The 23770-nt window shown below is 54.1% G+C and carries 18 protein-coding genes; 9 read left to right on the top strand and 9 right to left on the bottom strand.

Features of this window, described 5'->3' with window-relative positions; all coding sequences use genetic code 11:
* Positions 1-174: 174 nt before the first annotated feature.
* On the bottom strand, positions 175-2067 hold the full coding sequence (locus M3089_RS10380; protein WP_249083936.1) for a TlpA family protein disulfide reductase: 1893 nt from the start codon (positions 2065-2067) through the stop codon (positions 175-177).
* Between the two features lie 973 nt (positions 2068-3040).
* Here M3089_RS10380 and ilvD point away from each other — a divergent pair.
* The 5 genes from ilvD to ilvC all read left to right on the top strand — a co-directional run bounded on the left by ilvD (position 3041) and on the right by ilvC (position 9413).
* Positions 3041-4846, top strand: a complete 1806-nt coding sequence (gene ilvD / locus M3089_RS10375; protein WP_205109883.1) for a dihydroxy-acid dehydratase — start codon at positions 3041-3043, stop codon at positions 4844-4846.
* Positions 4847-5038: 192 nt separating this feature from the next.
* Positions 5039-6751: a biosynthetic-type acetolactate synthase large subunit gene (gene ilvB / locus M3089_RS10370; RefSeq protein WP_249083935.1), complete on the top strand. Its 1713-nt coding sequence runs from the start codon at positions 5039-5041 to the stop codon at positions 6749-6751.
* A gap of 6 nt (positions 6752-6757) precedes the next feature.
* Complete coding sequence (ilvN, locus tag M3089_RS10365; protein ID WP_205109879.1) at positions 6758-7321, top strand: acetolactate synthase small subunit; 564 nt, start codon at positions 6758-6760, stop codon at positions 7319-7321.
* A gap of 163 nt (positions 7322-7484) precedes the next feature.
* Complete coding sequence (locus tag M3089_RS10360; protein WP_249083934.1) at positions 7485-8246, top strand: acyl-[acyl-carrier-protein] thioesterase; 762 nt, start codon at positions 7485-7487, stop codon at positions 8244-8246.
* Between the two features lie 117 nt (positions 8247-8363).
* A complete protein-coding gene (ilvC, locus tag M3089_RS10355; RefSeq protein ID WP_205109875.1) occupies positions 8364-9413 on the top strand; it encodes a ketol-acid reductoisomerase in 1050 nt (349 codons plus the stop codon).
* A gap of 141 nt (positions 9414-9554) precedes the next feature.
* Here the strand turns inward: ilvC and M3089_RS10350 are convergent, their stop codons facing one another.
* From M3089_RS10350 to M3089_RS10340, 3 genes are all read right to left on the bottom strand, one after another.
* Positions 9555-11396: a rhamnogalacturonan lyase family protein gene (locus M3089_RS10350; protein ID WP_249083933.1), complete on the bottom strand. Its 1842-nt coding sequence runs from the start codon at positions 11394-11396 to the stop codon at positions 9555-9557.
* An 804-nt stretch (positions 11397-12200) separates the two neighbouring features.
* Positions 12201-13403, bottom strand: a complete 1203-nt coding sequence (locus M3089_RS10345) for a C1 family peptidase (protein WP_205109871.1) — start codon at positions 13401-13403, stop codon at positions 12201-12203.
* A 50-nt stretch (positions 13404-13453) separates the two neighbouring features.
* Positions 13454-14845 carry an aminopeptidase P family protein gene (locus M3089_RS10340; RefSeq protein WP_249083932.1) on the bottom strand — a complete coding sequence of 464 codons (1392 nt, stop codon included), beginning with the start codon at positions 14843-14845 and terminating at the stop codon, positions 13454-13456.
* Positions 14846-14956: 111 nt separating this feature from the next.
* On the opposite strand from M3089_RS10340, the gene M3089_RS10335 reads away from it, so the two are divergent.
* Entirely contained in the window at positions 14957-15805 is an 849-nt protein-coding gene (locus tag M3089_RS10335; protein ID WP_205109867.1) for a patatin-like phospholipase family protein, read from the top strand.
* Between the two features lie 3 nt (positions 15806-15808).
* Here the strand turns inward: M3089_RS10335 and M3089_RS10330 are convergent, their stop codons facing one another.
* The 5 genes from M3089_RS10330 to pheS all read right to left on the bottom strand — a co-directional run bounded on the left by M3089_RS10330 (position 15809) and on the right by pheS (position 20564).
* A complete protein-coding gene (locus M3089_RS10330; protein WP_249083929.1) occupies positions 15809-16369 on the bottom strand; it encodes a DUF805 domain-containing protein in 561 nt (186 codons plus the stop codon).
* A gap of 130 nt (positions 16370-16499) precedes the next feature.
* Complete coding sequence (gene trmD / locus M3089_RS10325; RefSeq protein WP_249083927.1) at positions 16500-17174, bottom strand: tRNA (guanosine(37)-N1)-methyltransferase TrmD; 675 nt, start codon at positions 17172-17174, stop codon at positions 16500-16502.
* Positions 17175-17722: 548 nt separating this feature from the next.
* Positions 17723-18166: a (deoxy)nucleoside triphosphate pyrophosphohydrolase gene (locus M3089_RS10320; RefSeq protein WP_249083924.1), complete on the bottom strand. Its 444-nt coding sequence runs from the start codon at positions 18164-18166 to the stop codon at positions 17723-17725.
* A 9-nt stretch (positions 18167-18175) separates the two neighbouring features.
* A complete protein-coding gene (locus M3089_RS10315) occupies positions 18176-19429 on the bottom strand; it encodes an MFS transporter (protein ID WP_249083923.1) in 1254 nt (417 codons plus the stop codon).
* Between the two features lie 97 nt (positions 19430-19526).
* A complete protein-coding gene (gene pheS / locus M3089_RS10310) occupies positions 19527-20564 on the bottom strand; it encodes a phenylalanine--tRNA ligase subunit alpha (RefSeq protein WP_249083921.1) in 1038 nt (345 codons plus the stop codon).
* A 234-nt stretch (positions 20565-20798) separates the two neighbouring features.
* Here pheS and M3089_RS10305 point away from each other — a divergent pair, with 234 nt between their 5' ends.
* From M3089_RS10305 to M3089_RS10295, 3 genes are read left to right on the top strand one after another with little or no spacing between them, the layout of a single operon-like run.
* Positions 20799-21644, top strand: a complete 846-nt coding sequence (locus tag M3089_RS10305; RefSeq protein ID WP_249083919.1) for a DUF4348 domain-containing protein — start codon at positions 20799-20801, stop codon at positions 21642-21644.
* Positions 21645-21661: 17 nt separating this feature from the next.
* Positions 21662-22675, top strand: a complete 1014-nt coding sequence (murB, locus tag M3089_RS10300) for a UDP-N-acetylmuramate dehydrogenase (protein WP_249083918.1) — start codon at positions 21662-21664, stop codon at positions 22673-22675.
* Positions 22672-23433 carry an MBL fold metallo-hydrolase gene (locus M3089_RS10295; protein ID WP_249083917.1) on the top strand — a complete coding sequence of 254 codons (762 nt, stop codon included), beginning with the start codon at positions 22672-22674 and terminating at the stop codon, positions 23431-23433. The genes murB and M3089_RS10295 overlap by 4 nt, the downstream gene beginning before the upstream one ends.
* Positions 23434-23770: the final 337 nt, after the last annotated feature.

Here is a 23770-nt window from a genome sequence, read left to right as displayed (position 1 = left end):
GTAGGTGGGCAGTCGGCGCCCTTTTCCCTTGATTGCCGCAAGTGGGTATGAGTGTGATTTATGTAAGACCTGAGCGGCGGATTGCCCTCTTGTGGCGGCCAATGGCGGCCCATTCTTCACGCAGGAAAGAGGTCGATGGTGGCAGAAAGTCCATCCGCCTGCATCCCGGCGTGTTCATTTTCTGAGTTTGCGTGCCATTCTCTTGATTTCCCGCAGGGCATGCTCCCCGTGATATAATTGTGGCGGCTCCATGTTGGCGATGCGTCCGTCGGGGGTCACTATTTCCTTGTGAGGTATGCCGTTGAACTTGAACAGTGCCATGAGCCGTAGCCAGTCGTCGTAGGGTATGCGGTAAGATTCTTCGCCGTTCAGGTATTTTGCTGTGAACTCCTTGTAAGACTTGTCGGATGTCTGGCGCTCGTTGGTGATGAACACCAGCTCTACGCCGGGCATGGCCGCTATGGAGTCGCGAAGCTTCCGGGATGCTTCTATCTCGGCAACGCACGGCCCGCACGTGGTGGCCCAGAAGTCGACAATGACCGTTTTGCCTCGATATGGCTTCACTATGGCGTTGAACGCGTCGGAGGCGCGGCCTTTGGGCAGGGCGTATGTGGCCTTGGCCCTACTGTCCAGCCGGCGCTGCAGACTGTCGAGCCGCGCCCTAAGAAATGGCGAAACGAGCAGTTGCCTGCGGCTGTCTATGAGCGTTGAGCCTCGCTCCGGGTCTTTGTCATACACAGCCCTTGTGTAATATTCCTCGTTGAGCCATATTAGTTGGAGCAGCTTCGATGGGTGGCCGAGACCGAATATGGCTTCATCTATGGCCATGCGCCTGCTGTCGTCTGCCCATTCCAGCCTGTTGGCGGGTTTGCCCGGGATGCGTTTGTATGCTATTGGTTTGCAGTATTCGTAACGGTTTTGCAGGAAATAGAGTTCAAATGGCAGCGAGAAACAGGTGAGATCTTCCAGCCCCATATAGCGCATGAAGGCATAGTTGGCCGGGTTCATGTCGCTTGTGGCGGTGGTGTCCGTGTCGTTCTCCTTAAACCAAGATATGAACATGCAGCACCTCATGCGCGTAATCGTGCGCAGCAGGTGAGCCTCTTCCGTGTCGAGGCCGTATTTGCCAATCAGGTAGTTGGCAAAGGCCATCCGTTGCTCCGTGCCGCTTACGATGGCTTTTGAATAGTCGGCAAAGGTCAGCGAGTCGGCCAATGTATTCATGTGGTGGTAGTCGAGCGACATGTCGGGGCTGTAGTTTGACAGCAGGGTGAGCAGCCTCTGGTGGCGCGTGCCGTCGGCATAGCTCACGGTGTTGTCCTCGTTGATGGTCACGTCGATGGTGTCGCCTGCGCAGAGGTAGAAGTAGTATTTGCTGTTGTCATTGTTCAGATAGTCGAGCGTTGGGCATTCTACCGGCAGCGTGGCCGTAAACGTGCCGTCGTAGGCCACTTCAAACACCTTCGGCGTCTCCGTGTGCATGATGGCGTTGTAGCCGTAGTGGTTTATTATGGTGGGGTGCTTGCCGGCGAAGCGGCCGCGCACAACGCCCGTGCCGCGGCGGAAAAAAGCAGCCTCGTCGGCAATCTGCAGGGCGGTGTCGGGCGTTATGGCAGTGGCATCCTTGCCCAGCGGCTTCTCTCCCCGCTCGTGTATGCCCCATATCTTATAGTCGTTAGGCCCCTCTATCATGTCGATGTAGCGTGTGGACAGAGGCAGCGGCTCGAACGAAACCTTGAAGTCGGCCTCGCCAGACTTGGGCATCGTGAACCTCTTGCTTAGCCCGATGCCTATTCCGCAGCGCGTGGCATACCGCCGCCCCGCGTCGTCTACCAGCACCGTAGAGCGCGACAGGCGAATCCACCAGCCCGGTTTGTATTTGGCGTGAAACGAAACCACGGTGGCCGTGTCGCTCAGTTCGATGCGCGTCACGGTAAGTGTGTTGTCGGTGCTGTTTGCCATGCACTCAGGATTATCTATCACCCGTGGCCTCTTTGCCATGGCTGAGAGTGTGCAGAGAGCGGCCGCCGCCACGGCCATTGTCTTGTAGAAGTAGTTTGATTTCATTGTTCGTTTGTTTTAAGTTGCGCGCTATTGGTTCGCTTTAGGGGCCTCGTCGTTGTGTGTTGGTGGGATGCCCATGTTTTTGTTGTTTGCTTTTGATGTTGCAAATATACTTCTTTTATCATAAAATCCACGTCTGATGATGAGTTTTTTTGGGCATAGCCCACCCCTAATGCGGTATGCCCGGGGCAGTATTAACACCTGCGTGAGCAACGTTTATGTATTGGCGGCTTTGTTTCGCGCAAATGCGCGAGTATTGGTCGCATAAATGTAAGTGCCTGTAAATCAGTTGTAATGCTTCGCTTTGAGTGCCGACAAGTCCAGATGCGAATTTTGTTGTTGGTCGAAACATGGATGTAAACTCAACTATTTGTCGCATTCAGGCATGCAAAACAAGCCGGATGACAGTTCAAGACATGTGGTTAAGCAATGCAGTATGGCACGTATTGCAATGCCGAACATGCCGTTTCATAAAGATTTCCCTGCGGTTTTGCTCTTTTCGGTGGTTGCCGTCACCTTTCCGGCCATGGTTTCCAGTCTGTTTGCCCGATTTGTTTTGTCATGCATTCAAAAAAATGTAGCACTCACGATACGTAGTCTTAAGTTTCCGGTTCATCCCCCTGCATGCTTGCCCTCATCCATCCGGCCGAGCGAACTTGCCAACGTCGTTTCCCCGTGCTTTAATTTTTAACTCATAATTTTTAATTCTTGAATGTTCTTCTTTTGCCCCATTGTCTTCCCATTCCCTTGAATCTTCCTCCTTAATTCTTAATACTTAATATTTAATTCTTACTTCCCCCTTCTCTTATTTTATATATTAGAAGATGTAGTATGGTTGCATTTTGTTATCAATATGCGGTATATGGTTATAAATTTGCAGTAATATGGCATTTAATTGAATATTTTTTTGCATATTAAAATATAAAAGGCTAACTTTGCATCAAACTACGGTAGAAATTAAAAACATACACGAAATATGAAGCATAAGTTGAGAAGCGCAGTGTGTACCGAGGGTCGCCGCATGGCCGGCGCGCGTGCCCTGTGGGTGGCTTCGGGCATGAAGCGCGAGCAGTTCGGGCGTCCCATCATAGCCATAGTCAACTCATTCACGCAGTTTGTGCCCGGTCATACGCATTTGCACGAGATAGGCCAGATAGTAAAAAGCGAGATTGAGTCCATGGGATGCTACGCCGCCGAGTTCAACACGATAGCCATCGACGACGGGATAGCCATGGGCCACGACGGCATGCTGTACTCATTGCCCAGCCGCGACATCATAGCCGATTCAGTGGAGTATATGGTCAACGCCCATAAAGCGGATGCGATGATTTGCATCTCCAACTGCGACAAGGTGACGCCGGGCATGCTCATGGCTGCGATGAGGCTCAACATACCCACCGTGTTCTGTTCGGGCGGCCCCATGGAGGCCGGGCGCTGGCGCGGCGAGAATGCCGACCTGATAACGGCAATGGTGAAAGGCGCCGACCCGTCTGTTAGCGACGATGAGGTGGCCGAGCTTGAGGGTTGCGCCTGTCCGGGCTGCGGCAGTTGCTCGGGCATGTTCACCGCCAACTCAATGAACTCGCTCACCGAGGCCATCGGACTGGCCCTGCCCGGCAACGGCACCATACTGGCCACCCATAAAAACAGGATTCAGCTGTTCCGCGACGCCGCCCGGCAGGTTGTAAAAAACGCCATGGCATACTACGAGGATGGTGACGAGAGCGTGTTGCCGCGCAACATAGCCACGAGGCAGGCGTTCCTCAATGCCATGTCGCTCGACATAGCCATGGGCGGAAGCACCAACACAGTGCTCCATCTGCTGGCCGTGGCGCAAGAGGCCGGCGCCGACTTCACCATGACCGACATCGACGAGCTTAGCCGCCGAGTGCCTTGCCTTTGCAAGTTGGCGCCCAACACCCAGAAATACAGTGTGCAGGAGTGTGGCCGCGCGGGCGGCATACTCGGCATAATGAACGAACTGGCCAAGGGAGGACTGATAGACGGCAATGTAAACCGCGTTGACAGACACACACTTGGCGAGCAGATGAAACGTTACGACATCACCAACGGCACGCCCGACGCCGAGGCAGAGCGCATCTACGGCAGCGCCCCGGGGCACAGGTTCTCTACGGTCATGGGCAGCCAAGACGCCCGCTGGGAGTCGTTGGATGCCGACCGGGCCTGCGGTTGCATTCGCGACATAGAGCATGCATATACAAAGGACGGCGGACTGGCAGTGCTTTTCGGCAATATCGCGCAGGATGGCTGCGTGGTGAAGACCGCCGGCGTCGACGAGAAGATATGGCGGTTCTCGGGCCCGGCCCGCGTGTTCGACTCACAGGAAGATGCCTGCGAGGGAATACTCGGTGGGCGGGTGAAGAGCGGCGACTGCGTGGTCATCACCCACGAAGGGCCCAAGGGCGGCCCGGGCATGCAGGAAATGCTCTATCCAACGTCGTATATCAAGAGCATGCACCTGGGCACTGAGTGTGCGCTCATTACCGACGGGCGCTTCTCGGGCGGCACCAGCGGCCTCAGCATAGGCCATATCTCGCCCGAGGCTGCCGCCGGCGGCAACATCGGCAAGATTGTAGACGGCGACATCATCGACATCGACATCCCCAACCGAAGCATCAACGTAAGGCTTACCGAGGCAGAGCTGGCCGCAAGGCCGCAGCGCCCCATGACGCGCCGGCGCACGGTGTCGAAGGCCCTGAAGGCTTATGCGCAGAGCGTCAGCTCGGCCGACAAGGGCGGAGTGAGGATTATCGAAGATTGAAAACGGCAATGGCCGGTTCATGGCTGGGCGGCCGTGGCTGTTGGCCTGGGCCGTGCAGCAGTGAGTGATGCGCCGTGGCTGTGGCCGGGCGCATTGCCATTGTTGGGCAGAACCGGCCGGGCGCATGCCCGTCGTGGCTTCAACAGGCAGCCATCGGCTGTTTTCTTTGTCTGATTTCTAAATAAAAGGATTATGCAAAACGAAATTATATCAGGTGCGGAAATAATGATTAGGGCGCTCAGGGAAGAGGGCGTGAAGACCATCTTTGGTTATCCCGGAGGGTCTATCATGCCTGTGTTCGACGTGCTCTATGATTACACACGAGGAGAGAACAAGGCATTCGACCATATCCTGGTGCGCCACGAACAGGCTGCAACGCATGCCGCCGAAGGCTTTGCCAGGGTGAGCGGCGAAGTAGGGGTGTGCATAGTGACAAGCGGGCCGGGCGCAACAAATACGCTCACCGGCGTGGCTGACGCCATGCTCGACTCAACACCGATGGTGGTAATTGCCGGACAGGTGAGCATTGCGGCCCTTGGCACTGATGCTTTCCAGGAGGTTGACCTCGTGGGCTTGGCGCAGCCAATATCAAAATGGAGCTATCAGATAAGGCGTCCGGAAGACATTGCGTGGGCAGTGAGCCGCGCTTTCTATATCGCACGGTCGGGACGGCCCGGCCCGGTGGTGCTCGACTTCCCAAAGAATGCACAGGTTGACATGGCCGAATGGAAACCGGCACACGTGGATTTTGTGAGAAGCTATGTGCCTTACCCAACGCCCGACGAACACGCCATAGCCGAGGCGGCTGCATTGATCAATGCTGCCGAGCGACCGTTGGCATTGGTGGGGCAGGGCGTAGAGCTGGGCAACGCCCATAACGAACTGCTTGAGTTTATCGAGAAAGCGGGCATACCGGCAGCCCGTACGCTGCTCGGCTTGTCGGCGTTGCCCACGGGCCATCCGCTCAATGTGGGCATGCTTGGCATGCACGGCAACTATGCGCCAAACGTGAAAGAGCAGGAGTGTGATGTGCTTATTGCCATTGGCATGCGCTTCAGCGACAGGGTGACAGGACTGACGTCTACTTATGCCAGGCAGGCAAAGGTGATTCACCTCGACATCGACAGCTCGGAAATAGACAAATGTGTCAAGACCGACGTGGCTGTGATAGGCGACTGCAAGGTCACACTGCCTGCCATAACGAGATTGCTCAAGAAAAACGACCACCACGCATGGCGCGAGTCGTTCGACCGGCTCTACGACATGGAGTATGAGAAGGTGATAAGCAAGGCCATACACCCGGCTGACGGCCCTCTGCTCATGGGCGAAGTGGTCAACGCGGTGGCCGAGGCTACGGGCGGCGATGCCGTGCTGGTGACCGACGTTGGGCAGAACCAGATGTTTGCAAGCCGGTATTTCCGGTACAACCGTAAGCGCTCCATTGTAACGAGCGGCGGACTCGGCACCATGGGATTCGGGCTGCCGGCTGCCGTGGGGGCTGCTTTCGGGGCACCGGAACGCACCGTTTGTGTGTTCACAGGCGACGGAGGGTTCCAGATGAGCATACAGGAACTGGGCACGATCATGGAGAATCGGGTGCCGGTGAAGATGATATTGATGAACAACAATTACCTTGGCAACGTGCGGCAGTGGCAGGATATGTTCTTCGAAGGGAAGAGGTCGTTCACCAAGATGCTCAACCCTGTATACGAAAAAGTGGCCGATGCTTACGGCATAGCATATTCGCTGGTGACAGACAGGGCCGCATTGGACGGCGAGGTGGCCAGGATGCTTGCCACGCCTGGCCCATATCTGCTTGAATGCGCAATAAAGGAAGAAGACAACGTGCTGCCGATGACGCCTCCGGGAAAGAGTGTTGACGAGATGTTGTTGGAAATAAAATGATGAGATATGGAAGGAAAGAAACTGTATACATTGCTGGTCTACTCTGAAAACATTGCCGGTATACTTAACCAGATAACGGCTGTCTTCACGCGAAGGCAGGTGAACATAGAGAGCCTTAACGTCTCGGCATCGAGCATCGAGGGCCTGCATAAGTACACGATAACCGCATGGAGCGACCAAGATCAGATAGAGAAGATAACCAAACAGATAGAAAAGAAGATTGATGTAGTAAAGGCTAAGTACTACACCGACGACGAGTTGTTTATCAGGGAGACCGGTTTGTACAAGCTGTCTACGGATACCGTGCTCGGAAACCCGGACGTTTCGCGCACCATACGCAAGCATGGGGCAAACATAGCTGAGGTGAATCCTACTTACGTTATTGTGATGTTGAACGGCATGACCGAAGACATCATGAGCTTGTTTCACGCTCTCAACGATTTCGGGTGTGTGTTGCAGTACACCCGCTCGGGGCGCATCGCCGTGACACGCAGCACCCAGGAGGAGGTGAGCACATACCTCGAGGAGCGCGAACTGAGGCGTGGGGCCGGCAACAATGCCGGTGCCTGACGTCCGGCCCGGCGCTGTTGACGGTTGATGAGGCCCTTTACGCCACTGGCAGCACGTAGCTGTCAGCGGGTGGGGCGGCTGCAACGCTGGCGCTGGGGTTGGGCGGCCACGGCACAGCTTGATTATTACAATGACATGATTATACAACATTGACTATATTGATATGGATAAAATAGGCAAGTATCTCTTTTTGGCGGAGCCGTTCCATTGTGACTTTTCGCACCGCCTTTTTATGTCTCACCTTGGCAATCACATGCTGAATGCAGCGGATTTCCATTCAACTGAACGTGGCTTCGGCATGACTTACCTCAACCCGATACACAAGACGTGGGTGCTATCGCGCCTTGCCGTGGAGATGGAAGAGATGCCGATGCAGTACACCAAGTTCTTCGTTGAGACCTGGGTTGAGGGTGCCATGAAGTATTTTACGAACAGAAACTTCCGCGTTGTGGGCGAAGACAGGCGCGTGTTTGGCTATGGCCGCAGTGTGTGGGCTATGATAGACACCGACACAAGGCAGCCCCAGGACATACTGGCGATACACGACGGGGCGATAAAAGGATGGATAGAGACAGGCAAGGAGTGCCCCATTGAAAAGAGTTCACGCGTCAAGATGTCTGCCGAGGCGTCGATTGTGCGTACCATCGATACCGGTTACAGCGACGTAGACGTAAACGGTCACGTCAACTCGGTGAAGTACATAGAGCACGTTTTAGACCTGTTTGACATAGAATGGCACAGAACCCACAGGCTGAAACGCTTCGAGATAGCATACGTGGCGGAAAGCCACGGGGGCGACAAACTGTCGTTTTACCGCGAGGAAACAGCAGAAGGTGAGTTTTGCGTGCGCATCGTGAAATCACCGGCCGACGCCTCGGGGGATGTCGAAGTATGCAGAAGCAAAGTTAAATTTGTAAATATGTGAAACTATTCTTGGTGGTTTCGTTTTAATTTTATACTTTTGCAGACCAAAGATAAGCAATATATCAAATCATAATAACCAGCGGCTTATGATGAGCTGCGCACAAAAACGTTTTATACTATGGCAGAAATGAATTTTGGTGGCGTTATCGAAACGGTTGTCACAAACAAGGAATTTTCGTTGGAGAAGGCACGTGAAGTATTGAAGGACGAGACAATAGCCGTCATCGGCTACGGCATCCAGGGCCCCGGACAGGCATGCAACTTGCGTGACAATGGATTCAACGTCATTGTTGGACAGCGTGAAGGCAAGACCTACGACAAGGCTGTTGCCGACGGATGGGTTCCGGGTCAGACGCTATTCTCTATCGAGGAAGCTGCAGAGAAAGGCACTATCATATGCATGCTGCTTTCAGACGCAGGCCAGATACAGGTGTGGCCAACAATCAAGAAATACCTTACGGCCGGCAAGACCCTCTATTATTCTCATGGCTTTGCCATTACTTGGAACGACCGTACGGGTGTTGTTCCTCCGTCAGACATCGATGTCATAATGGTGGCCCCCAAGGGTTCGGGCACCTCTTTGCGCACGATGTTCCTCGAAGGGCGCGGACTCAACTGCTCATACGCTGTCTATCAGGATGCCAGCGGCAAGGCCGAGGAGAAGACGATAGCCTTCGGCATAGGCATCGGGGCGGGCTATCTGTTCAAGACCACGTTCCAGCGCGAGGCCACGAGCGACCTTACCGGCGAGCGGGGTTCGCTGATGGGAGCCATCGAGGGATTGCTCGAGGCGCAGTATGAGGTGCTCCGTGAGAACGGCCATTCGCCTTCGGAGGCATTTAACGAGACCGTCGAAGAGCTTACACAGAGCCTTATGCCACTGTTTGCACAGAAAGGAATGGACTGGATGTATGCCAATTGTTCGACCACGGCCCAGCGTGGTGCGCTCGACTGGGCGCCACGGTTCCGCGATGCCATCAAGCCTGTGATGCAGTGGCTTTACTATTCCGTGAAGACCGGAAACGAGGCCCAGATATCTATCGACAGCAATTCGAAGCCCGACTACCGTGACGGATTGAACAAAGAACTTGAGGCAATGCGCAACATGGAGATGTGGCGTGCGGCCGAGACTGTGCGCAAGTTGCGCCCAGAAAACGGCGAATGTTGATGTTATGTGCCGTGACTTGTCTTGCGGCACTGTTGTGAATAAACTGTGAAGGCTCGTTCCTTGTGGTTTTTTCCACGCGGAACGAGCCTCTTTATTGTGCATGCATGCCTGGCTGATGCGTCGCGGCAGCCGGCCAGCTTGTCATTCGCCGAGATAGAAAGATGGCACCGGGGCTTGTGGGTATCCCATGCTCGCGTGGGCAATGTAGCTGCGGTAAAGCCTGTCTTGCATCAATGTCACACGGCGGTCTTTGGCCGGTATGTTTGTATGGTAGATGCGTAGCTCGCCCGGCATGGCGGTTATCAGTTCTTCGCGCCAGTCGCCTTCGATGTCGGCCACGGCAATCACACCGCCTTCAATCCCGTCGGTCAGTGTCTCGCCCTGCCATTTGCAAACACCCATCTCCATTCTCCTGCGCCGCGGGCCTGCGGCGTTGACGGCCTTCGGCCGGTATCTCATGGTTTCGCGAAGCAAGTCGCCGTCCCACCATATCCAGTTGTTGCAACCGGGAATGTCGCCCTGCGGCACATATATCCGCTTGCCGTCGGCCGTGAGCAGGTATTTGTCGGTGCTACCGCCCTTGCGGTCTTCTGATGCAATGCATTCCAGTCCGGGGTGATCCGGGTCGAAATCTACTACCATGCCATTGCCCACGTGGTAAGTGGTTTGGCCGATGCCCCATTGCAGCTTGCCTGTGGCGGCGTCGACAACCGACACCCCGCGGCCGTCTTCTTTCTTCGGTTCGCTCACCATGTAGACCTGCAGGGGTAGGTCGGCGCGCAGCCGGCAGAGATAAGCCTTGTCGCTGTGGCCGAGTCCCGACGACCACAGTGCTGTGCCATTGTCGTCGAGCATGCACGAGCCGAGCAGTATCTCGTCGCGCCCGTCGGCATCGACATCGCCGGAAACCATGCTGTGTGCCCCCATGCTTCTTATCACGGGGTTCTCCTCATCGCCGTCCCAGCGCCAGGCGCGCACGAGCTTTCCGTCTTTGAGCATCCACGCGTCGACCACCATTAGCTTGTATGTGCCGCGTGCAGCCAGCAGAAACGGCGTCTTGCCATCGAGGTAGGCAACTCCCATTTGGTTGCGGTTTTGCCGCACAAGGTTGCCATACCTGTCGTTGCGCTCCGGCCAGTCAACGCGGTCGATGGTCTTGCCGGTCATGCCGTCTACCACGGTCAGGTATTCGCTGCCGCCACACACGCGCCCTTGTTCGTTCTTTACATAGTCATCGCCGGAGCTTTTGAAGGCCACCTCGGCCTTTCCGTCGCCATTGAAGTCGAATGCCACGAAGGGCGAATACCACACCCCCGGCTCGATGCCCTGCCCAAGGTCGATTGTCCACAGGTGGCGTCCGGTGCTGAGGTATGCCGATATGCGGTATGTCTTTCCGGTCTTGTCGCCGGGCATTCCCGGGTCGACGTTTGAATTTGGCGTGCGCACAATGAAGTCGTATGTGCCGTCTCCGTCCAAGTCGGCTATGGCCAGTTTGCCAGGTGTCTCGCCGTCGGCAATAGGTATCGAGGTGTATTGTTTCATTCCGTTGGCGCTCGCCTTTACGCGGTTTGATGTGGCTTTGCCGTTTGTGGTGCCTTCGCTGCCGGTGGCCTCCACCCAGTAAGTGGCTTCGCCTGCAGGCGACTTGTCGGTGAAATCACATGTCTTAGTGATGGGCTTTCGGTTGAGCCGCTTTGTCTTGCCTGATGATTCGCGGTATACATTGAAGGACACTGTGGGGGCGTCGGTGTCGAGCAGGCGCCAGCTCAGGTAGACGCTTTTGCCGTCAGTCGCCGGTGTGGCGGTTAGCCCGCGGTTCAGCCGTTCAGTGACGCGTTCTGTTGCGAAGCCTTCGGTTAATGGTTTCGCTTCATGGCGAGGGTCGAGCACTTCGTAGTAATAATGACTCTCACGTGGGTCTTGTGCGTAAGTTGCGCATGCGGCACACCCCATCAGCAGCAGAGAAAAAAGTCTTTTGTCCATCGATTCTTTTGTTTTTGTTTTGTTTCAGGTTGAGTTTCTTTCTTGGCCCGCCTCCTGCTTGTGCTTTTGTGCCATTCACGCAGTGCATAGGTGTGTTTCGTTTACCGATGTAAATATGGCGCAAGCGGGTGGATTGCAAGTTTGCTTGAGCATTCCCGATTGTAGCTTTTGCTTGTGCAAAGATAGTGAATAATTCTATCAGTCATTCAGGTTTTAAATTAAAAATACACCCGTCTGCCATTATTTTCTTTCAGAATCATTGCTGAGGGTAGTGATGATGCCCGTGTGTTTCCGTTGATAATGTTTGTTTACAATATGTTAGCTGCGCTTCCGGATATTGTGTTCGTGGCGCCCATACGGCCTTTACTGCATTTGAAAACGGGCCGTTCGGTGGCGTGATATGCCCCGTTTTGCAATGTAAAACAAGCCGTTTTGTAACCCGCTGCCGTCCAGGGTGTTGCAGGTCATGGCTAATGTCTGGATATTGTTTTACACAATGTGTATGCCGGCAGTGTTGCATGTTGACAGCAGAACCTTGCTGTACGGTAGCCCGAAGTGCTTCGGACGTAGGCCATGATGCCTCGATTTGCCTGCCGTGTTGGCACTATGCCAATGTTTTATGCCCATGTCTGCCAGTCATTGGGCTGTGTTATGCCCTTGCCGGTAAGTTCTGTCGGCCATCCGGCATGGCCTCCCGCCATTGGTGGGCCGCCATCTTGCATGCTGCTGCCGGCAAAACGAAAAGCCCCGCAACGAGCGTTGGTGCATCGTTGCGGGGCTTGTGCATCATTGCACGGCATCGTTTCAGATTCCGAGCTTCTTGCGTATGTCTTTAGGTATGGCGTTCTTGTTTACCATGAAGTCCATGGTCTTGTAGGCAACAAATGCCTTGGTCATATACCATGTGCCTTTGTAGTCGCCGAATTCTCCCCAAGAGTTTTTCACCATATAGTATTCCTTGCCGTTCTGGTCCTTTGCAATGCCGTAGATGTGCATGCCGTGGTCGTCGGTGGTCTCCCAGTTGTCGTAAGCCTGCTGGCGCATTTCCTGTGTCGGAACAATCTCGGGGGCGTTTACACCGAGCGAGTCGAACTTCTCGTTTTTCTGTGCCGTGGTCAGCTTAAGCCATCTTGCAGCGTCGCTGCCGGCCATGTTTTGCACTTTCTTTGTGTCGTAAGCAATGCCAAGGCCCTTGCGTGTGAATCCGTCTTCCGACACGTCGCCACCCCACATGATGGTGTAACCTTCGTTGATTGCGTTGTCAATGATGCGCATCATGTCGTCCATCGGTACGTTGTAGCTGGGCTTCCAGCGCCAGTTGTCCTGCACCTCAACCACGAAAGTCTTCCAGAAGGGGTGGTGTGTGAAGCTGCTAATGCTTACATAGTCGTCCCAATTGAGGCCGAGACTCTGCGCGAACGACTGCGGTGTGTACTTTTTGCCCTCGTAAGTGAACTCTTTCGGGCATTCGCCAAGGTAAGCATCGAGTATGCCTTGCAGTCCCTTCTTCCACGCCGGGGTCAGTTTCTTGGCGTTGCTCTTGGCAATTCCTTCAACGTAAGGGGTCATTACGCTGAAAAACTCGTTGAAGTTGTTGAGCGAATCGCCCTGTGGCGTGCCCGGGGCGGGCATTGCGTTCTCGGGGCAGAGGCCGTAGTTGATGGCGCAGTAGAGCGGGTCATACGACGAACCGCCCTGTGAGAACGATATGTCTCCGTGCATTCTGACAGCGGCGATGGCCCTGTCCATGTAAGTCTTGCTTGCCACGAAGTTCTCGCACAGGTCGTATGTCTTGCCTGTATTCCTCAGAATCTCGCTCTCGAAGAACGACAGCGTGGAGTAAGCCCAGCACGTGCCGCTGCGGCTTTGGTCCTTGATACTGGTTATTTTGTTCTCTTTAACAACGGTGAACACCGGTTTGTTCTTGTTCACAGAGTCTTTCTTTTCCTCTGCGTGTGCGCCCGCTACAACCACGGCAGCAAGCGCTAAGGTCAATAAATGCTTCATGTGATGTTGATGTTGTGATTTAATTTCTGGTCTGTCTGTCACTTGTGGCTTCACTTTGCCATGAACTCCTCTACGTCGGCAGGATGGTATGGTATCCTGTTCTTGCCCAGGAAGCGGCATCCGTCCTTGGTTATGAGCAGGTCGTCTTCTATCCGTATGCCTCCGAAATCCTTGTAAGTGTCGAGCAGTTCGAAGTTGAGGTATTCCTTGCAATGGCCTTTCGAGCGCCAGTCGTCTATCAACGCGGGTATGAAATAGATGCCTGGCTCGTCTGTCACGACAAAGTTCTCTTCCAGGCGGCGGCCCAGCCGCAGGCAGTTGGTGCCAAACTGCGTCGAGGGTTGCGTCTCTTCGTCGAAGCCAACGTACTGTTGTCCGAGCCCCTCCATGTCGTGTACGTCCATGCCCATCATGTGGCCGAGGCCGTGGGGCAGGAACATGGCGTGGGCACCGGCCCTTACTGCCTCTTCGGTGTCGCCCTTCATGAGCCCTAATTCCTTGAGCCTTTCGGTCATGAGGCGACAGATGTCCATGTGCACATCATACCATCTGACCCCGGGCCTTGCCACCTTGAGCGCGTAATCGTGGCACTCTTCCACAATCTTGTATATGTCGAGCTGCCGTTGGGTGAACTTGCCGGTCACGGGATATGTGCGCGTGTGGTCAGAGCAATAGTCGTCGAGCTCGCATCCGGCGTCGCATAGCGCGAGGCGTCCGGCTTCGAGCGGCGCTGCCGAAGGGCATCCGTGCATTATCTCGCCGTGCTGGCTGAAGATGGTTGCGAAGCTTACCTTGGATGCCAGCGACCTGGCCGTGCCGTCCACTATGCCGCCAACGAACCGTTCGGTAACGCCGGGCTTGGCCGTGAGCATGGCCTTGGTGTGCATCTGGTAGCCCACTTCGCATGCCCGCTCTATGGCTTCCACCTCTTGGGCTTCTTTCGTTGAGCGCATCTTGACAACAGCCTTGATGAGCTCCAACGATGCTGCTTCCCTCTGTTGACTGGGGTGGGTGCCGAGCAGGTCCATTATTTGTATCATGGTGTCGAAGCGGTATGGTGGCAGGAAATGCACTTTCCTGTGCAGCCGCAGCGCCTCGTTGCAAATGCTTTTCAGCTCCTTCATGGGGCCGGATTTGGCAACCCCGACTTGCGAGGCCAAGTTGCTTACACTATCGACGGAGCCAAACCACACGATGTCCTCAATGTCAATGTCATCGCCAATGAGAGTCTCCGTGTCGTTGTCAACGTCGATTACGCCGACAAGTCCGTCTCGGTGTTGCCCGAAGAAGTAAAGAAACGATGAGTCTTGCCTGAAAGGTGAATAGGCGTTGGCAGGGTAGTTGGCGGGTGCTTCATTGTTGCCAAACAATAGAATCACACCATTTCCGACCAGCTTTTTAAGCTCGGCTCGGCGCCTAATGTAAGTTTCTTTGCCAAACATAGCTTTGTTTAATTTTGTTGTTTGTATTGCATTATTAATGCAAAGGTACACAATTATTTATAGAAAAGAAGTATCTTTGCATAAAAAATTGTATTTAAGGTAAACATATCTATGCAAATCATCAGGAATACGGGGCTTGTACTTGAGGGTGGAGGCATGAGGGGTGTCTTTACCAGTGGTGTGCTTGATGCTTTTATGAAGCACGAGTTGTATTTCAATTACGTTGTGGCTGTTTCGGCAGGGGCGTGCAACGGCTTGTCGTACATGAGCCGACAGCCCCGTCGGGCGCGCATTTCGAACATAGACATGCTTGCCAAGTACGATTACATAGGGCTGCGCCACCTGTTCACCCAGGGCAGCATCTTCGACCCGGAACTGCTTTACGAGCGTTTTCCCAATGAGATTGTGCCTTACGATTATGACACTTATTTCAGCAATCCGGCCACGTTTGAAATGGTGACAACCAACTGCCTGACCGGCAAGTCGGAATATCTTAGCGAGCGTTCCGGCGACCGAAAGAGGCTGATCGACATCGTCAGGGCGAGCAGCAGCCTGCCTTATGTGAGCAAGATAGTGGATGTTGACGGTGTGCCGATGCTCGACGGGGGCATAATAGACAGCATTCCGGTGATGAGGGCGGTGGATATGGGCTTCAGGAAGAACGTGGTGGTGGCCACGCGCAACCGGGGCTTCCGCAACAACGGGCGCGACCGCAAGATACCGAGGTTCATCTACCGCAACTATCCACGCCTGCGTGTGGCTTTGAGCCACCGCATCGAGGCATACAACGCACAGTTGGAGATGGTGGAGAGGATGGAAGACGAGGGCTCCATCGTGTGCATACGTCCGCAGAGACCCATGGAAGTGGGGCGTATAGAGAAGGATATTAAAAAACTGGAAGCCCTCTATGAAGAAGGCTTCCGGTTGGGTGAGGAGTTCTGCGAACGGGAGTTTGCCTGAGTCTTACTTCCATTCGGGAACGTATTCCGGTATGTTTTCTTCCGGCTCTTCTACCTTGTATTTGGGCGAGGGGCCGTATTTGTTTTCGTGAATCTGGCTGTCTTGGCAGAGGAATATGAGCATTATTATTCCGTATGCGAACATGAGCGCGCCTATTGTGATTAGCGTGGGGCTGAGTAGTGTCCTCAATAGCAGGGTGGCAAACTCGGAGTCTTGCACGGCTGTGGTGAAGTCGTTGCCTTGTATCATGTTGTAAAGCCATGACAGGAATACGATAACGAAGATGACACTCAGGATGATGTAGCCACCAAACCACCATCCGCTGCGGCCGGTGTCGTGCAGCCTTCTGAATACGAGCGGTATCGTGGCGGCGTTTATCGCCAATGATATTATGCTGCCGATTATGGGGATAAACATGCATATCATCTTGATAATTGCCAGTATAAGGTATGTCCACCAGAATTCAGACCGGCGTGAGCGACCTCTTACTTGTACAATTTTTCTCCATGCCTCCTCCAATGCCTCAGTGAGTGTGAGTTGTGGCAGATACGTTATTCCATTCATGTAAGTATGGTTTTGGTCAGGGCTTTGGTCTTGATTCTGGCTTTTGCAGTCGTGGCGAGCCCTTTTGCCCACATCGGCAAAGCCGTTTTTAGGTTTTCTTTGCGTATGCTGTCGCCATGCTGTGCCAGCTTTATTTGAGAAGGTCGGGGCGCAGGCGGCGTGTCCGTTCCATTGCCTGGTCCATCTCCCATTCCTTTATCTTGGCTTCGTTTCCGCTCAACAGGATGTCGGGCACCTTCCATCCCTTGTAGTCGGCCGGCCGTGTGTAGATGGGTGCAGAGAGCATATCGTCCTGGAAACAGTCGGAGAGCGCGCTCTGCTCGTCGCCGATCACCCCCGGCACCACGCGCACGATGGCGTCGGCCATGACCGCCGCGGCCAGTTCGCCGCCCGTGAGCACATAGTCGCCTATGCTTATCTCGCGCGTTATCAGGTGGTCGCGCACACGCTGGTCTATGCCTTTGTAGTGGCCGCAGAGTATGATTATGTTCTCAAGCATCGACAAGTCGTTGGCCACATGCTGGTTAAACTGCTCGCCGTCGGGCGAGGTGAATATCACTTCGTCGTATGTTCGCTCGGCCTTCAGCGCTGATATGGCCCGGTCGATAGGCTCGCACTGCATCACCATTCCGGCGAAGCCGCCATAGGGATAGTCGTCCACACGGCGCCATTTGTCGGTGGTGTAGTCGCGAAGGTTATGGAGGTGTATTTCGGCAAGGCCTTTTTTCTGGGCCCGTGCCAGTATCGATTCGTTGACAAAGCCCTCGAGCATCTCGGGCAATACGGTGATAATGTCTATTCTCATGGCTACAAAATTACTGAATTTTGTTAAAATGTAGAGGTTATTATGGTTAATAAAATGAAAAACAACGATGCTCTGCTGATTGTCGTACGCGCGTTGTCGTAGGCCCCAGGGCGTTAGGCTGAGTTGCGGCAGGCCGATGGACAGGTGATTACGGCGTAAATCTTTTTGGTCGGAAAAGGCCTCGCCGTGATGTTCCGCTATAGCGCCGTCATGGCAGTAAGTATGGTTCTGAGGGCTGTTTCGGCCACGGTCGTAGACGCCTTTGGCGGTGGATTGGCGGCCGAATGGGCCGTTTGGCCGGGCGGTATGTGCTGTTTTGTGTTTTCAAAAGGCCCTTTTCGCATAGCTGTTTGTGCCCTTTGGTGGGGTGAAATGGGCCGTATGGTGAGAGTGAATCCATCTACTGGCGATGCCGATGTGGCCCGCCCGGCGTGTAATGATAAGCAAATCAGCGTGTTGTATGTTTCAAATGAGAATCGCGTATTTGCCGCCGGCATTGTCCGCATCGGCAAATACGCGATTCTCACGAGGCTTGTTGTAATTAATTTTCATGCCTTTTGTCCATGCCACTCTGCCGCCACTTCAGGCCATGCCAGCCTTATCAGTTCGGCGTCGGCAGCCGTCCAGTCGAGCGACAGCAGCTTGTCGGCTTTCAGCCAGCAGTAGTCTGTGTGCTCAAGCAGTTTGAAAGAGTCGTCGGCCGGGGCCTCACACAGGTAGGCAACCAGGGTGAGACTGAAGTCGGGGTAAGAGTATTCAACCGTTGCCAAGGCCTCGCCTGCGCAAACGTCCCAATCCATTTCCTCCTTTATTTCGCGCCTCAGCGCATCGCGGTCTGATTCGTCCGGCTCTACCTTCCCGCCCGGAAACTCCCATTTCTCAGATATATATGCATACTTGCTCCTGCACCTTCTCATACAGAGGTAGCGGTCGCCGCGCTTCACCACGGCAGCCACCACGCGCGAGTGCTTCATTTCTGTTGCCTGTTTCATGTCGGTTGTTTATCTAAGTTTGTTCATGTTGTAGTGGGGTGTTACCTTTTTCACGAAGAAAACCATGGATATCACGCATAGCACAGCCCCCGAAAGGTAGACCATGTAGAACGTGAACGCATGTGCGATGAATCCGCTCGACAGTATGCCTATGCCTATGCCTACGTCCCATGCGGTGAGGTATGTGCTCGTGGCAGTGGCCCTCTGGTTGTTTGGGGCCAGGTTGACGTATAGCGAGTTCATGGCCGGGAACATCACGCCGAAGCCAATGCCGAGCATCACCGGCACGGTGAAGAACACTGCCGTGGCCAGGGTCATGTCGGCCATGGCCATGAACCGGCACGAGCCGAGGCAGAAGAATGCCACTATCACAGGGTAGTATCCGTAGTGGATGCACTGCGTTATGTAGCCTTTGTCGACCAGCCGGCCGGCAAACAGGCGCGACACGCCCATGCCGATGGCCATGAGCGTGAAGAAGAAACCGCTCGGGGCAGTTATGTGTATCTCGCCGGCATACATGGCAACAAAGTTGGTTGTGGCGCCGTAAGGTATCGACAGCAGCAGCAACGATATGCTCACGGGTATGCCTTTCAGCAGTATGAAGCGGTCGAGCGACACCTTTCTCTTTGGTGCCGACATGCTTTCGGGCAAGGGCTCGCCCGATTTCTCAGCCTCCATGCGCTTGCGCATAGACTCCGGCATGCGTGCCTTGACGGCGCATGCGCACATCAGTCCGCACAAGCTTACTATCATGGCTGTGAGGAAAATGCCCGTGTAGCTGATGTGGCTGTGCATGAACAGGCCCGTCATTGGGCCCAGGGCCATGGCCGTGTTGTTGGTCAGGCCGTAGTATCCCAGCCCTTCGCCGCGCCTGCTGCTTGGCATTATGTCGACGCAGAGCGTGTTGCCGCCTACGGTGACGCTGCCAAACGCCACACCATGGAGTGCTCGGAGCAAGACGAACCACGCCAGGGTGGCTGCCAGCATGTAGCCCAGGAACATGCAGACACACGTGAAATAGCACAGTATGTATATCGGCTTGCGCGGGAACTTGTCCATCAGGAAGCCCGAGAAGGGGCGTATGCACAGCCCACTCACCGTATAGCAGCTCAGAATGAGGCCGAGCATGGCTTCCGGGCAGTGGTAATTCTCCTGGAGGTAGAAGGGCAGTATAGGTATGAGCAGCCAGAAACCGAAGAACAGCAGGAAGTTGGCTGCAAGGATGCATATATAGCTTCGGGTGAACAGTTTGTCTCGTTTCATGCCTTGGTCTGTTTGTTGTGTAAAACAATCGGGAGCGACACGCAAGGCTGCACTGCCGGCATGCCTTCCGCATCGCTCCCGTTTGTGTGTCGGCAATTTAGTTTGCCGATTCGAATTCTTTGAGGAATCGCACGTCGTTCTCAGAGAACATGCGCAGGTCGCTCACCTGATATTTCAGGTTGGTGACGCGCTCCACTCCCATGCCGAAGGCGTATCCGCTGTACACCTTGCTGTCGATGCCGCACTGTTCCAGCACGTTGGGGTCTACCATGCCGCATCCGAGTATCTCAACCCAGCCCGTGTGCTTGCAGAATCCGCATCCCTTGCCGCCGCAGATGTGGCACGATATGTCCATCTCGGCGCTTGGCTCGGTGAACGGGAAGTAGCTTGGGCGCAGGCGTATCTTCGTGTCTGCCCCGAACATCTCGCGCGCAAACGTCAGCAACACTTGCTTAAGGTCGGTGAAGGAAACGTTTTTGTCGATGTAAAGTCCTTCTACCTGATGGAAGAAACAGTGGGCGCGGGCGGTGATGGCCTCGTTCCGGTAAACACGCCCGGGGCATATCACGCGTATGGGGGGCTCGGTGGTCTCCATCACACGTGCCTGCACAGAGCTCGTGTGGCTTCGCAGTATGATGTTATTCGTTACGTCGTTGGGGTTCTGCTCAACGAAAAAGGTGTCTTGCATGTCGCGAGCGGGGTGGTCGGCGGCAAAGTTCATCTTGGTGAACACATGCAGGTCGTCCTCCACTTCGGGCCCGTCGGCCAGGATGAAACCCATTCGCGAGAATATGTCGATAATCTCGTTGGTCACGATTGTAAGCGGATGGCGTGTGCCGAGGCTTATCGGATAGGGCGAGCGCGTCAGGTCTACGTCGTCGTTCAGGCCGTCTTCCTGGCTGAACTGCTCCTTGAGGGCGTTGATGCGCTCAGTGGCTGTTTGCTTGAGTTCGTTAAGTTTCATGCCCACTTCCTTCTTCTGGTCGGCGGGCACATTGCGGAAGTCTGCCATTAAGGCATTGATTTCGCCTTTCTTGCTGAGGTATTTCAGCCTCAGTGCTTCTATTTCGCCAGCGTTGCTGGCGCTGATGCCTTTCACTTCGTTTAGAAGTTGCTCAATCTTTTCAAGTATCATGATGGTATATGTTTGTCACTTGGTTTTGCTTTGTGAGCCATGGCTTAAGGCTGGTATGGCCCGGCCGTAGCGTGGCCAACATCAGCCCGCCGGCCTGTGGCAGCCACTTGGCATGACCGTTTCGGGCTAATTTTTGCTGCAAAGGTAATATTTTTGTGTCAAAACAGAGCAAGATATCAAAATAAAGTTGTACTTTTGCCGAAATTTGAGAGGCGGATATATTCCGGTTTATAGATGAAAAGGTTTTTGATTGCGGTTTTCGCAATGGTCTTGTTGATGTTTTCCTGTAAAGGAAACAAGACTGCCAAGGATGCCGATGAGGTGGTGCCTGATTCTTCAGACAGCTTCGTTGTGGACACCGTTCCGGTGGACACGATGGAGCAACTGATATCCGAGACACCCATGCCAAAGGCAGCCGACGAGTTGTTTGATGATTTTTTCTTCAATTTCGCAGCCAATCGAAAGCTGCAGATGGGGCGCATCAAGTTTCCGTTGCCGGTGATAAAAGGCGACCAGACAGACTACATCCAGAAAGAGGATTGGCGGATGGAGCATTTCTTTATGCGCCAAGGGTACTATACTCTCATCTTCGACAACATGAAGCAGATGGCTGTTGTGAAGGACACTTCTATCGATCATGTGGTTGTCGAGAAGGTGTTCTTCCCCAAGAAGCAGGTCAAGCAGTATGTATTCGACAGGGTGGGGGGATTGTGGATGCTCTGTTCCATACAATACAAGCCTCTGTATGAGAACACCAACGCTTCGTTCCTGAAGTTCTACCAGCGTTTCTCGCGCGACTCGGCGTTCCAGATTGCGAGCCTGAAAGACCCGGTCAAGTTCACAGGACCCGACCCCGACGACGACTTCAGCCAGATTGAGGGAGTGATAACTGCGGACACCTGGCCCGCGTTCGCTTCTGAAATGCCGTCTAAAATGATTTATAACATCATTTACGGGCAGACATATACAGAGAGCGACCACAAGATATTTGTTATCAGGGGCATATCCAACGGCCTCGAGGTTGAGATGACTTTCGAGCGCAAGGGCGGCAAATGGCTGTTGGTTGAGCTCTCAACATGATAAACGTTTGACTTGAGATGAAGGATATAAGAAACTACGACTTAACGCCACACAACACATTTGGGATAAAAGCCTCGTGCAGCCGGTTTGTCGAGTTCGGCTCTGTCGACGAGCTGCGGGATGTAATTGCCGGCCTAACCAAGGCCGACGACCCGTTGCTTGTGCTTGGCGGCGGGAGCAATCTGCTGCTTACGGCCGACTACCCCGGTACGGTGTTGCATTCTGCCATCAGGGGCGTTGTGCCGTCGGACGACGGTGACAGCGTGCTCGTGAGGGTAGGCAGTGGCGAAGACTGGGATGGATTTGTCGGCACATGCGTGGCCAACGGATGGTACGGGGCCGAGAACCTGTCGCTCATCCCGGGCGAAGTTGGGGCAAGCGCTGTGCAGAATATCGGGGCATACGGCGTCGAAGCGAAAGACTTGATTTATGAGGTTGAGGCTGTGTCGTTGGCCGACGGCAGCCTCGAACGCTTCAATAATGCCGATTGCGAGTATGCCTACAGGCACAGCCGCTTTAAGGGCGAGTGGGCCGGACGGTATGTCATAACCCATGTCACCTACCGTTTGGGCAAGCAGTTCAGGCCCCACCTTGATTATGGCAACATCAGGGCGGAACTGCAAAAGCGAGGCATCGTTGTGCCAACAGCCGGGCAACTGCGGCAGGTAGTTATAGACATACGCAATGCAAAGCTGCCCGACCCGAAGGTGACAGGCAATGCCGGCAGCTTCTTCATGAACCCCGTGGTAGACCGCCAGTGCTATGACGGGCTTGCGGCACTATACCCCGGCATGCCTCATTACACCGTGGACAGCAACCACGAAAAGATTCCTGCAGGCTGGCTGATAGAGCAGTGCGGATGGAAAGGCAAGGCCTTGGGCAGGGCAGGCGTGCATGGCAGGCAGGCACTGGTGCTCGTCAACCTTGGCGGGGCGTCAGGCTTAGATGTCGTCAGGTTGTGCGAGACCATACGCCACGACGTTAACGAGAAGTTTGGCATTATGCTTAAACCGGAGGTGAACATCAGATGAGGCTTACGTTTCTTGGTACAGGAGGCAGTTTCGGCACGCCAATGATAGGGTGCCAGTGCGCAGTGTGCAGGAGCAACAACCCCAAAGACCACCGCCTGCGGAGCTCGGCGCTGGTAGAATCCGATACCACGAGGCTGCTCATCGACTGCGGGCCGGACTTCAGGCAGCAGGCACTGAACATGCCTTTCAGGAAGATAGACGGCGTGCTGCTAACGCATTCGCACTATGATCACGTAGGTGGGATAGACGATTTGCGGCCTTTCTGCAAGTTTGGTGACATAGACATATACGCAGACCGCATCACAGCTGCCAACCTGAAGAGGGCTATACCATATTGCTTCGACAAGGAGAAGTATCCCGGGGTGCCAAACATAAACCTCATTGTGATAGAGCCGCACAAGCCGATGCGCATTGGCGACATTGACATAATGCCGGTTGAAGTGATGCACGACAAGCTGCCGATACTTGGCTACCGCTTCGGCCGGATGGCGTATATAACAGACATGAAGACCATTGGAGATGGTGAGCTTGCCTATCTCGACGGGGTGGATGTGCTGGTTGTCAATGCTTTGCGTTTTGAACGCCCGCATCACTCACACCAGTTGGTTGACGATGCAATATGTTTTGCGCGCCGTATCGGTGCCCGCCACACTTATTTCATGCACTCTTGCCACCATATCGGCCTGCATGATGAGGTCTGTCACTTGTTGCCGGAAGGCTTTGAGATGGCGTATGACGGCCAAGTAATCGACATTTAAAGTTAAATAATGATAAATCTTTTGTGCCTTTGCATCATAAAATATTGTGCATTGCAATAATATTCTTATCTTTGCACTGTGTTTTTCATAGTATTAGATTTAAGGTTAACAAATGGTTGGGAGTACAGCGGTACTCCTTTTTTTGTGCCTTGTCGTTGTTGAGGCTGTGTTGCTGTGCTGATACAACATAATGCGGTTTGTTGTAAGCAGCTTTGTTAAAATGCGTCAGGCTGTAGAAATATGTAACTTAATGGATTATTGTTTGTTGAATACTTTTGTTTCCTTGGCTGTTGTATACAACCGAATGTGTGTCAGCGAGTTGCAATGCTTGCCGTTT

This window comes from Marseilla massiliensis, from assembly GCF_023336985.1.
Lineage (GTDB): Bacteria > Bacteroidota > Bacteroidia > Bacteroidales > Bacteroidaceae > Prevotella > Prevotella intestinigallinarum.
Note: the sequence above shows the minus strand (reverse complement) of the source record. Positions and strands in the feature narration are given on the sequence as shown.

Coding starts and splice junctions, on each gene's coding strand:
- M3089_RS10380 (WP_249083936.1), bottom strand. CDS start 2,067: ATGAAATCAAACTACTTCTACAAGACAATGGCCGTGGCGGCGGCCGCT.
- ilvD (WP_205109883.1), top strand. CDS start 3,041: ATGAAGCATAAGTTGAGAAGCGCAGTGTGTACCGAGGGTCGCCGCATG.
- ilvB (WP_249083935.1), top strand. CDS start 5,039: ATGCAAAACGAAATTATATCAGGTGCGGAAATAATGATTAGGGCGCTC.
- ilvN (WP_205109879.1), top strand. CDS start 6,758: ATGGAAGGAAAGAAACTGTATACATTGCTGGTCTACTCTGAAAACATT.
- M3089_RS10360 (WP_249083934.1), top strand. CDS start 7,485: ATGGATAAAATAGGCAAGTATCTCTTTTTGGCGGAGCCGTTCCATTGT.
- ilvC (WP_205109875.1), top strand. CDS start 8,364: ATGGCAGAAATGAATTTTGGTGGCGTTATCGAAACGGTTGTCACAAAC.
- M3089_RS10350 (WP_249083933.1), bottom strand. CDS start 11,396: ATGGACAAAAGACTTTTTTCTCTGCTGCTGATGGGGTGTGCCGCATGC.
- M3089_RS10345 (WP_205109871.1), bottom strand. CDS start 13,403: ATGAAGCATTTATTGACCTTAGCGCTTGCTGCCGTGGTTGTAGCGGGC.
- M3089_RS10340 (WP_249083932.1), bottom strand. CDS start 14,845: ATGTTTGGCAAAGAAACTTACATTAGGCGCCGAGCCGAGCTTAAAAAG.
- M3089_RS10335 (WP_205109867.1), top strand. CDS start 14,957: ATGCAAATCATCAGGAATACGGGGCTTGTACTTGAGGGTGGAGGCATG.
- M3089_RS10330 (WP_249083929.1), bottom strand. CDS start 16,369: ATGAATGGAATAACGTATCTGCCACAACTCACACTCACTGAGGCATTG.
- trmD (WP_249083927.1), bottom strand. CDS start 17,174: ATGAGAATAGACATTATCACCGTATTGCCCGAGATGCTCGAGGGCTTT.
- M3089_RS10320 (WP_249083924.1), bottom strand. CDS start 18,166: ATGAAACAGGCAACAGAAATGAAGCACTCGCGCGTGGTGGCTGCCGTG.
- M3089_RS10315 (WP_249083923.1), bottom strand. CDS start 19,429: ATGAAACGAGACAAACTGTTCACCCGAAGCTATATATGCATCCTTGCA.
- pheS (WP_249083921.1), bottom strand. CDS start 20,564: ATGATACTTGAAAAGATTGAGCAACTTCTAAACGAAGTGAAAGGCATC.
- M3089_RS10305 (WP_249083919.1), top strand. CDS start 20,799: ATGAAAAGGTTTTTGATTGCGGTTTTCGCAATGGTCTTGTTGATGTTT.
- murB (WP_249083918.1), top strand. CDS start 21,662: ATGAAGGATATAAGAAACTACGACTTAACGCCACACAACACATTTGGG.
- M3089_RS10295 (WP_249083917.1), top strand. CDS start 22,672: ATGAGGCTTACGTTTCTTGGTACAGGAGGCAGTTTCGGCACGCCAATG.